Here is a 563-nt window from a genome sequence, read left to right on the forward strand (position 1 = left end):
CACCGGGGTTAATAAACAGCATGATGTACGCCGTCATAAAACTGATTGAGCTTAAAAAGTGCAATGACTGATTAATACGGCTTTGGTGATAGTAACGATGGTCGTCCCAGCGCAATTCGTTTAGCTCTGCAAGAAAGGAAGCGACAGCCCCTTGGGGTTGCGTCTGTTGCGATATTGTCATAGCGATGCACCTAGTATTGGTTTATGTTGTAATTTCTTTCGGCTTGTTGGGCCGCGTGTGGTTGCTAACTGTTTGCCTTTACTGTTGCTTTTGCGTCATTAAAGGCTGTCCCATCCGAATAATTTCACCTTCACGAATCTGCGGCATAAAGCTGTAGTGTTCGCTGAAGAGCAGCACGATGGTGGACCCATGCTCAAAATTACCGATCCGTTCACCCCGCTCAAAAGAACGCTTAAATGGAATTTCGTTTGGGCCTCGATAGGCGAGCGATAGCGGGTGTTCAAGGCCGACGAACCGCATACTGGCGACTAAAATCGCGGCGACAGGGATCATCGCGATGCGTCCTTCAAAATTGGTGGGCTTTATTTCGATCACTGCGCGT

General features: G+C 48.3%; 2 protein-coding genes. Both read right to left on the bottom strand.

The genetic code is table 11. The features are described 5' to 3' along the window. Positions 1-181, bottom strand: a 181-nt coding sequence (locus A3751_RS18105; RefSeq protein WP_197466477.1) for a hypothetical protein, incomplete at its 3' end; no start/stop codon positions are given. Between the two features lie 78 nt (positions 182-259). After that, positions 260-563 (bottom strand): phosphatidylserine decarboxylase (locus A3751_RS18110; RefSeq protein WP_197466478.1); only part of this gene is annotated, 304 nt, incomplete at its 5' end.

The organism is Oleiphilus sp. HI0080 (genome assembly GCF_001635135.1).